General features: G+C 71.7%; 11 protein-coding genes. 2 read left to right on the top strand and 9 right to left on the bottom strand.

Annotated features, from left to right (window positions below; genetic code table 11):
- Positions 1 to 906 (top strand): tRNA (adenosine(37)-N6)-threonylcarbamoyltransferase complex transferase subunit TsaD (gene tsaD, locus C665_RS16795; protein ID WP_004323473.1); only part of this gene is annotated, 906 nt, incomplete at its 5' end.
- Positions 907 to 1,123: 217 nt separating this feature from the next.
- Here the strand turns inward: tsaD and plsY are convergent.
- Complete coding sequence (gene plsY, locus C665_RS16790; RefSeq protein WP_004323472.1) at positions 1,124 to 1,732, bottom strand: glycerol-3-phosphate 1-O-acyltransferase PlsY; 609 nt, start codon at positions 1,730 to 1,732, stop codon at positions 1,124 to 1,126.
- A gap of 167 nt (positions 1,733 to 1,899) precedes the next feature.
- Between plsY and C665_RS16785 the strand changes: the two genes are divergently transcribed.
- Positions 1,900 to 2,274, top strand: coding sequence for a dihydroneopterin aldolase (locus tag C665_RS16785; RefSeq protein ID WP_004323471.1), 375 nt, complete (start codon positions 1,900 to 1,902; stop codon positions 2,272 to 2,274).
- Between the two features lie 19 nt (positions 2,275 to 2,293).
- On the opposite strand, the gene ybaK is transcribed toward C665_RS16785, so the two are convergent.
- The 8 genes from ybaK to C665_RS16745 all read right to left on the bottom strand — a co-directional run.
- Entirely contained in the window at positions 2,294 to 2,782 is a 489-nt protein-coding gene (ybaK, locus tag C665_RS16780) for a Cys-tRNA(Pro) deacylase (protein WP_004323469.1), read from the bottom strand.
- A gap of 115 nt (positions 2,783 to 2,897) precedes the next feature.
- Positions 2,898 to 3,827 (bottom strand): site-specific tyrosine recombinase XerD, encoded by a 930-nt coding sequence (gene xerD, locus C665_RS16775; protein ID WP_004323467.1) that lies wholly within the window; start codon positions 3,825 to 3,827, stop codon positions 2,898 to 2,900.
- Positions 3,824 to 4,312: a methylated-DNA--[protein]-cysteine S-methyltransferase gene (locus C665_RS16770; protein WP_004323466.1), complete on the bottom strand. Its 489-nt coding sequence runs from the start codon at positions 4,310 to 4,312 to the stop codon at positions 3,824 to 3,826. The genes xerD and C665_RS16770 overlap by 4 nt, the downstream gene beginning before the upstream one ends.
- A gap of 14 nt (positions 4,313 to 4,326) precedes the next feature.
- Entirely contained in the window at positions 4,327 to 4,911 is a 585-nt protein-coding gene (locus C665_RS16765; RefSeq protein WP_004323464.1) for a chalcone isomerase family protein, read from the bottom strand.
- A 35-nt stretch (positions 4,912 to 4,946) separates the two neighbouring features.
- Entirely contained in the window at positions 4,947 to 6,224 is a 1,278-nt protein-coding gene (locus tag C665_RS16760; protein ID WP_004323462.1) for a glutamate-5-semialdehyde dehydrogenase, read from the bottom strand.
- A 109-nt stretch (positions 6,225 to 6,333) separates the two neighbouring features.
- Complete coding sequence (gene holA, locus C665_RS16755; protein ID WP_004323460.1) at positions 6,334 to 7,344, bottom strand: DNA polymerase III subunit delta; 1,011 nt, start codon at positions 7,342 to 7,344, stop codon at positions 6,334 to 6,336.
- 19 nt (positions 7,345 to 7,363) lie between these two features.
- The gene (locus tag C665_RS16750; protein WP_012584912.1) at positions 7,364 to 7,891 is read right to left on the bottom strand and encodes an LPS-assembly lipoprotein LptE; all 528 of its coding nucleotides are present in this window, start codon (positions 7,889 to 7,891) and stop codon (positions 7,364 to 7,366) included.
- Between the two features lie 11 nt (positions 7,892 to 7,902).
- On the bottom strand, positions 7,903 to 8,463 hold a 561-nt coding region (locus C665_RS16745), incomplete at its 5' end, for a class I tRNA ligase family protein (protein WP_004323456.1).

The raw sequence follows: 8,463 nt of genomic DNA, 5'->3' as shown, positions 1-8,463 counted from the left end.
CCCCCCCCCCCCCCCCCCCCCCCCCCCCTGCCGCTGCTGCTGCGCCAGACCCTGGCCGCGGCCGGCCTCGCCGCCGCGGACATCGACGCCGTGGCCTACACCAGCGGTCCCGGGCTCGCGGGCGCGCTGCTGGTGGGGGCGAGCGTGGCGGAGTCGTTCGCGATGGCGCGCGGGATCCCGGCGCTGCCGGTGCATCACCTCGAGGGCCACCTGCTGTCGCCGCTGCTGTCGGCCGATCCTCCGGCCTTCCCCTTCGTGGCCTTGCTGGTTTCGGGCGGCCACACCCAGCTGATGCGGGTGCGCGGGGTGGGCGACTACGCGCTGCTCGGCGAGTCGGTGGACGACGCCGCCGGCGAGGCCTTCGACAAGACCGCCAAGCTGCTCGGCCTGGGCTATCCCGGCGGGCCGCAGCTCGCCGGGCTGGCCGAATCCGGCGTGCCCGGCCGCTTCCGCCTGCCGCGGCCGATGCTGCACTCGGGGGACCTCGACTTCAGCTTCAGCGGTCTCAAGACCGCGGTGCTCAACGTGGTGTCGGCGCCCGACTGGGACCCGGCGCGCATGGCCGACCTCGCTGCCGAGTTTCAGCAGGCCGTGGTCGATGTGCTGTGCGCGAAGGCGCTCGCGGCGCTGAAGAAGGTGGGGCTGAAGACCCTCGTAGTGGCCGGCGGGGTGGGTGCCAACCGCTGCCTGCGCGCCACCCTGGACGCCGCGCTCGCGCGCCGCGGCGGGCGCGTGCATTACCCCGAGCCGGCGCTGTGCACCGACAACGGCGCCATGATCGCCTTCGCCGGCGCCTTGCGCCTGGCGGCCGGCGAGTCCGTGCCGGAAGTCTGCGCCGTCCGCATCCGCCCGCGCTGGCCCATGGTCGAACTGCGCCCGCCGGTGCAGGCGCCCGCCATCCTGTAGGAGCGGCGCAAGCCGCGAACCCGGCGCCCGGCATCAGAGCCGCCGCCGCTCCACCGCCGTATTCGCGCCTGGCGGCGCTCCCACAGGAAACGTTGCGGCTTCCCTTTGTAGGAGCGGCGCAAGCCGCGAACCCGGCGCCCGGCATCAGAGCCGCCGCTCCTCCCCCGCATTCGCGCCTGCGGGCGCTCCTGCATGGACCTCCGCGCGCCCGGAGGCCTTACGCCGCCGGCCCGTCCTTCTTCTTGCCGCCGATCTTGCCCTCGGTGCCGGCGCGCAGGCGGGCGATGTTCTCCTTGTGGCGCCAGAACAGCACCGCCGTCATCACCGCGAGCAGGCCGACCGCCGGCTTGGCGCCGAGGAAGAGCAGGCCCGCGAGGGGCGCGGCGAGCGCCGCCGACAGCGCCGCGGCCGAGGAGTAGCGCGTGGTGTAGGCCACCATAAGCCAGATCACCGCGCAGAAGATCGCGATGCGTGCGTCGACCCCGGCGAGTACGCCGAGCGCGGTGGCCACGCCCTTGCCGCCGTTGAAGCGCAGGAAGAGCGAGAACACGTGGCCGAGGAAGGCGGCCAGCCCGGCGAGCGCGGCGATGTCCGGCTCGAAGCCGAGGCGCAGCGCCGCCCACACCGCCAGCCAGCCCTTGAGCGCGTCGCCGAGCAGGGTGAGCACGGCCGCGGCCTTGTTGCCGCTGCGCAGCACGTTGGTCGCGCCGGGGTTGCCCGAGCCGTACTTGCGCGGATCTTCCAGGCCGAACAGGCGGCTGGTGACGATCGCGAAGGGAATGGAGCCGAGCAGGTAGGCGGCGACGATCAGAAGCAGGGTGGACATCTTGGCTCCACTGCCCGCCGGCGGGCAGCTCGAAAGGGACGGAAGGGGGGAGGGGGCATCCGGCACGCCTCGCCTGTCACAAGCCGGCACCGATGGTGTGCGACAGCTTTTCCGGGCGCGCGCGCGGGGGCGCGTTAGAATCCGGACGATTCTAAACGGGAAGCAGCATGGATTTCATCTTCATCGAGGAACTGCGGGTCAAGGCCTGGGTCGGCATCTACGCGCGCGAGAAGACCGGCCCGCAGACGGTCGAGCTGAACCTCACCTTCGGCGTTCCCGACGCCGCCGCAGAGCACGACGACATCGCCGACACCATCGACTATGCGGTGGTGACCGAGCGCATTCGCCGCGAGCTCGGCGAGCGCCACTTCAACCTCATCGAGAGTCTGGGCGAGTTCGTCGTCAAGCTGCTGTTCGAGGAGTTCGGCGCGCCCTGGGTCAAGCTCAAGGTGGGCAAGATCGGGGTGATGAAGGATGTGCGCCGCGTCGGCGTCTATATCCAGCGCAGCAAGGCGGGTGTGGTCGTACCGCCGGCCGCCTGAGCGCCCGCGTGCGCTCGCTTCAGTTCGCCACCTGCACCAGCCTGGGCTGGAGCACGCGCAGCAGGTCGTGCGGGTGGATCCCGACCAGGAAGCCGCGCCGCCCGCCGTTGATGTAGACCAGCGGCAGATCGAGCACGGTGCGCTCCATGTACACCGGCATCTTCTTGCGCGTGCCGAAGGGCGAGGTGCCGCCCACCAGATAGCCGCTGTGGCGGTTCGCAGTCTCCGGCTTGCAGGTCTCGACGTGCTTGCACGGGATCTGGCGCGCGAGCTCCTTGGTGGACACCTTGTGGTCGCCATGCATCAGCACCACCATCGGCTGCGCGTTCTCGTCCTCCATGATCAGGGTCTTGACCACCGCGTGCTCGGGCACGTTGAGTTCGCGCGAAGACACCGTGGTGCCGCCGTGCTCCTCGTATTCGTAGAGGTGGCTGGAGAAGGCGACGCCGTGCTGGCGCAGGAAGCGGGTGGCGGGGGTCTCGGGGGCGTGGGCTTCGTTTCTGCTCATGATCGGACGGCCTGTCGGGCGCGCCGCCGCGAGCGGGCGGCGCGGTCTCCACATTGTAGTGCCATCCGCCATGCCGGGGCGTATGGACGCGTCGCCCCGGCCGCGGCCGGCGCGCTCATGCGCGCGGATGGTGGCGCGCGTGCAGCTGCTTGAGGCGCTCGCGCGCGACGTGGGTGTAGATCTGCGTGGTCGAGATGTCGGCGTGGCCGAGCAGCAGCTGCACCACGCGCAGGTCGGCGCCGTGGTTGAGCAGGTGGGTGGCGAAGGCGTGGCGCAGGGTGTGGGGCGAGATGCGCTCGGGCGCGATGCCGGCGGCGAGGGCGTAGTGCTTGATCAGGCGCCAGAACATCTGGCGCGACATCGCCGCCCCCAGGCGGGTCACGAAGATCTCGTCGCAGCTGCGGCCGGCGAGCAGGACCGGGCGTGCCTCGGCCAGGTAGCGCTGCAGCCAGTCGGCGGCGATCTCGCCGAGCGGCACCAGGCGCTCCTTGCTGCCCTTGCCCATGACCCGCACCACGCCCTCATTCACCCCCACCGCGAAGATCTTCAGGCCGACCAGCTCGGAGACCCGCAGGCCGGCGGCGTAGAGCACCTCCAGCATGCAGCGGTCGCGCAGGCCTTGCGGGGTGTCGAGCGCGGGAGCGGCGAGCAGGGCCTCGACCTGGGGCTCGCTCAGGGTCTTGGGAAAGCGTTCGGCCGCGCGCGGGGTGTCGATCGCCAGCGTGGGGTCCTCGGCGATCTCGCGGTTGGCGAGGAGCAGGCGGTAATAGCGCCGCCACGCGGCGATCAGCCGGCGTTGGCTCGCCGGCTTCGCGGCGCGGCTGAATTCGGCGAGGTAGGCGGCGAGGTCCGCGCCGGCGGCGGCGGGCAGGCGTTGCGCACGCGTCTCCAGCCAGGCGGCGAAGCGGGCGAGGTCGCTGCGGTAGCCGGCGAGGGTGTTCCTGGCCAGCCCGTGCTCGAGCCAGAGCGCATCGGCGAAGCGGTCGAGCTCGGCGCGGTGCGCGGGCTGCAGGCCGGCTTCGCGTGCCGGCGCGCGTCCGCTCACAGCGCCCCTTCGAAAGCGAGCAGCCAGCGCTTGACGTCGAGGAGCCAGCCTTCGCGGGCGTTGGCGAAGCCACCGAGCCCGGCGGCCGAGGTCACGCGGTGGCAGGGCACGATCAGGGGAAAGGGGTTGGCGCCGCAGGCCTGGCCGACCGCGCGCGGCGCGCTGTCCAGGCTGGCGGCGAGCTCGCCGTAGGTTGCGGTACGTCCGCGCGGGATTGCCGCGATGGCCGTCCATACGCGACGACGGAAGGGCGTGCCGCAGGGTGCGAGCGGCACCGGGAAGGGCTGGTCGGGGTCGTCGATCCAGGCGCGCAGCGCGTGCGCCGCGGCGCCGGCGCTGGCGTTGCGCGGTTCGTGCAAGGGCGTGCCCGGAGGCAGGAAGACGAGCTCCTGCACCTGCCCGTCGTGCGCGCGGATGCCGAAGGGGCCGAAGGGCAGCGCGATCACGGCGTCGAATACGGACGCGGGAGCACGGCCCGCCGTCATGGCGAGTTCCTGCCTCACTGCGGATTCTTGAGCAGCGCCTCGCGCAGCTCGCTGTCGGCCGGGCGCTCGCCCAGCCAGATGCGCAGCAGCGCGGGATAGAAGGCGGCGTCGGCGATGTCCTCGCCCTGCTGCTTCGTATCGACCAGCAGCCGGGTGGCGCCGTTGCCGAGGCGATCGAGCACGATCTCGGTGCCGGCCTTGACCTCGCCGACCGCGGCGAGCGCGCCCAGCAGCGCGTCGGTGGCGGGCTTGAGCGCGGCCAGCGCGGCGTCGTCGTGGTTCTTCTCGAGCCCGGTCTGCAGGGCATCGCCGAACTGCTTCGCCTCGAGGTCGCGGATCGGCACGATGCGGATGCGCTTCTCGCCTTTGTCGGCCAGGATCGCGCCGGCCTCGGCGAGCGGGGCGCGCAGGTACAGGCCCATCGCATAGACCTTGAAGCCGAGCCGGGTGCGCAGGCCGGCGCCGTTGAGCTCGAGCGTGCGCTGCTGCACGGTCTGCTGCGGGGCGAACTCGACGTTGCCGACCTTGACGGCGGCCTGGGCGAGGCTGGCCGAGAGCAGGGCGGCGACGATCAGGCTGCGGAGGATGCGGATGCTCATGGGGTTCCTTGTCGGGGTGGTTCCATTTGGCAGTGTCAGCGGCGGACTTCGCCGTTGCCGAACACGATCCATTTCTGGCTGGTAAGGCCCTCCAGGCCGACCGGGCCGCGGGCGTGGATCTTGTCGGTGGAGATGCCGATCTCCGCGCCGAGGCCGTACTCGAAGCCGTCGGCGAAGCGGGTGGAGGCATTCACCATCACCGAGGATGAATCTACCTCGCGCAGGAAGCGCATGGCGTGGGAATAGTTCTCGGTGACGATCGCTTCGGTGTGGCCCGAACTGCAGGTGTTGATGTGCTCGATCGCCTCGTCGAGGCCGGCGACGATCTTCACCGCGATGATCGGGGCGAGGTATTCCTCGCGCCAGTCGGCCGCGGTCGCCTCCACCAGCTTCGCCCCGGCGATGCCGGCCTCGCGCAGGAGGGCGAGCGACTCGGCGCAGCAGCGCATCTCCACGCCCTTGGCGGCGAGCGTGCGGGCGATCTCGGGCAGGTAGATGTCGGCGACGTCGCGCGCCACCAGCAGCGATTCGGCGGTGTTGCAGGTGCCATAGCGCTGGGTCTTGGAGTTCTCGACGATGGGTACGACCTTGGCAGGGTCGGCCTCATCGTCGATATAAACATGGCAGTTGCCGTCGAGGTGCTTGATCACCGGCACGCGCGCGTCCCTGGAGATGCGCTCGATCAGGCCCTTGCCCCCGCGCGGCACGATCACGTCGACGAACTCGGGCATGGTGATCAGCGCACCGACGGCCTCGCGGTCGGTGATCTCGACCACCTGCACCGCGTGTTCGGGCAGACCGGCCGCCAGCAGGCCGGCGCGCACGCAGGCGGCGATCGCGCGGTTGGCGTGGATCGCCTCCTTGCCGCCGCGCAGGATCGCGGCATTGCCGGATTTGAGGCACAGCGCCGCGGCGTCGGCGGTGACGTTGGGGCGGGCCTCGTAGATGATGCCGATCACGCCCAGCGGCACGCGCATCTTGCCGAGCGCGATGCCGGAGGGGCGGCGCTTGATGTCGCTCATCTCGCCCACCGGGTCGGGCAGCGCGGCGACCTGCTCGAGGCCGGCGGCCATGGACTCGATGCCTTTCTCGTCCAGCGTCAGGCGGTCGATCAGCGCCGGCTCCAGGCCGGCGGCACGCGCCTCGTCGAGGTCTTGGGCATTGGCGGCGAGCAGTTCGGCGCGGCGGGCGCGGATCTCGGCGGCCATCGCGATCAGGGCGGCGTTCTTGGCCGCGGTGGAGGCGGCGGCGAGCACGCGCGAGGCGGCGCGGGCCTGGCGGCCCAGGGTCTGCATGTAGTGCTGGATGTCCATGGGGGCTCTTCTTCGGCGTCGGTCGCGGCATCCACGGACGCCGCGGGGCAAATCCGCATTAAATCATCGAACCGGATGCGGATGAAGCCTGGCGCGGGTCGGCCGCGGTTCAGCCGCGGCGCGCCAGGCGCAGCGCGAGCTGGAGGAACTCGTCCCACAGGTCGCCGCTGGCGAGGCCCTTGATCATGCGGTCGATGCGCGCCGCGTGCATCAGCGCGGCGCGCAGATGGCCCTGGCCGAGGCGACCGAGGGCACGGGTCATGGCCTGCTGGCGGCGCGGATCGAAGATGCGCTCGGCCTTGAACAGGGCGGCCAGGGGCTGGCCGGCGTCGCGGCCCGCGCTCAGGGTGGCGAGGCTGCGTGTCTCGTGCGCGAGCGCCCACAGCACCAGCGGGGGGGCGGCGCCCTCACCCTCGAGGCCTTCGAGCAGGCGGGCGCAGCGCGCCGGGTCGCCCTCGACGACCGCCAGGCGCAGCTTGTCGATGTCGTAGCGGGCGACGTCGAGCACCGCGTCCTGCACCTGCTCGAGCGTGAGCGCGCCCTCGCCGTGCAGCAGGCCGAGCTTGAGGATCTCCTGGTGGGCGGCGAGCAGGTTGCCTTCGACGTGATCGGCAATGAAGGCGAGCGCCTCGGGCGGGGCGGACTGCTTCTGCGCGGCGAGCCGGCGCGCGACCCACTCGGGCAGACGTTCGCGTTCGGGGGCGTGGAGTTCCAGCGTCGTCGCGGCGTCGGCCAGGCCCTTGAACCAGGCGGTCTTGCGCGTCGCCCAATCGACTTCGGGCAGGGTGACCAGGGTCAGGGTCTGGGAAGGCAGGTGGGCGATGTAGCGCTGCAGCGCATCGCCGCCGTCGCGGCCGGGCTTGCCCGTCGGGATGCGCAGGTCGATCAGCTTGGCGCCGCCGAAGAGCGACAGGTTGCCCGCGGCGAGGGCGAGCGCGTCCCACTTGAAGCCGTGGCCGACGACCAGGGTCTCGCGCTCCTCGTAGCCCTGGCGACGGGCTGCGGCGCGGATTGCGTCGGCAGCCTCGAGCACCAGCAGCGGCTCGTTGCCGTGCAGCAGCCAGAGCGGCGCGAGCGGGCGCTCGAGCTGGGCGGCGAGCTGGTCGGGGCGCAGGTTCACGCGGGGCGGCGGAACGGGTTCAGCCGCTGCGGCGGGCGGCGGCGAGGCGGCGCATGAGCTGCTGCACCAGGTCGTTCTGCATGTCGCGGTAGAGCAAGGCCTCTTCCTGTTCCTTGCCGAGCACCTGACTGTCGTCGAAGGTGTACTCGCGCCGCGCCGTCAGGCTGGTGGGCGGGATCAGCGCCTTGCCCGCGCGGTCGAGGAGCTGGAAGCGCAAGGACTGGACGAGCTGGTACTCGCGCACCTTGCCCGCACCGGTGAGGCTGAGGATCTCGCGGCCGCGGTCGTTGGAGAGGATCTGCAGGAGGGCTTCGGCCTTGGCTGCGTCCTCCTCGACCCGGGTGGTGCCGGTGGTGGCTACGAGGCGACGCAGCTGGGCGCCGAATTCGCTCTGCTCCGGCACGCTGATGTGCACGGTCGCAAAGTCGAGCGCCTGCGGGCCGCGCAGGCGAAAGCCACAGCCCGACAGCAGCAGCGCCGCGGCACCGAGGGCGCCACCGAGCAGGCGCCGCCGCGCGGTGGCCATGACGGGACCAGGAGCAGTCATGCCGCGCTTCCTCAAACGACGATGTTGACCAGGCGGCCGGGCACGACGACCACCTTCTTCGCCGGCTTGCCCTCCATGAACTTCTGCGCCGCTTCCGAAGCGAGGGCGAGCGCCTCGATGTCGGCCTTCGCCGCGTCGGCCGCGACCTCGAGGCTGCCGCGCAGCTTGCCGTTGACCTGCAGCATCAGCTCGATCTCGTCCCGCTTCAGCGCGTCCTCGCTGACCTCGGGCCACTGCGCCGCCAGGATGTCGGTGCCGAAGCCGCAGTCCTGCCACAGCGCGTGGCAGATGTGCGGGGTGATCGGCGACAGGAGGCGCAGCAGGATGGAGAAGCCTTCTTCGGCGACCTCGGCGTGCGCCGCCGGCTCGGTGCCGGCCAGATCCTTGTGCGCCTTCTCGAGCGCGTTGAGGATCTTCATCGCCGCCGACACCACCGTGTTGAACTGGTGCTTGCCGAAGTCGTAGCTCGCCTGCTTGAGGTGGGTGTGCACCTCGCGGCGCACGTCGGCCGCGGCGACGGGCAGCGTGCCGGCGGCGAGCGCGCGCGTGGCCGGCAGCGCGGCGCGCGTGGC

This window comes from Thauera aminoaromatica S2 (assembly GCF_000310185.1).
GTDB lineage: Bacteria > Pseudomonadota > Gammaproteobacteria > Burkholderiales > Rhodocyclaceae > Thauera > Thauera aminoaromatica.
Note: the sequence above shows the minus strand (reverse complement) of the source record. Positions and strands in the feature narration are given on the sequence as shown.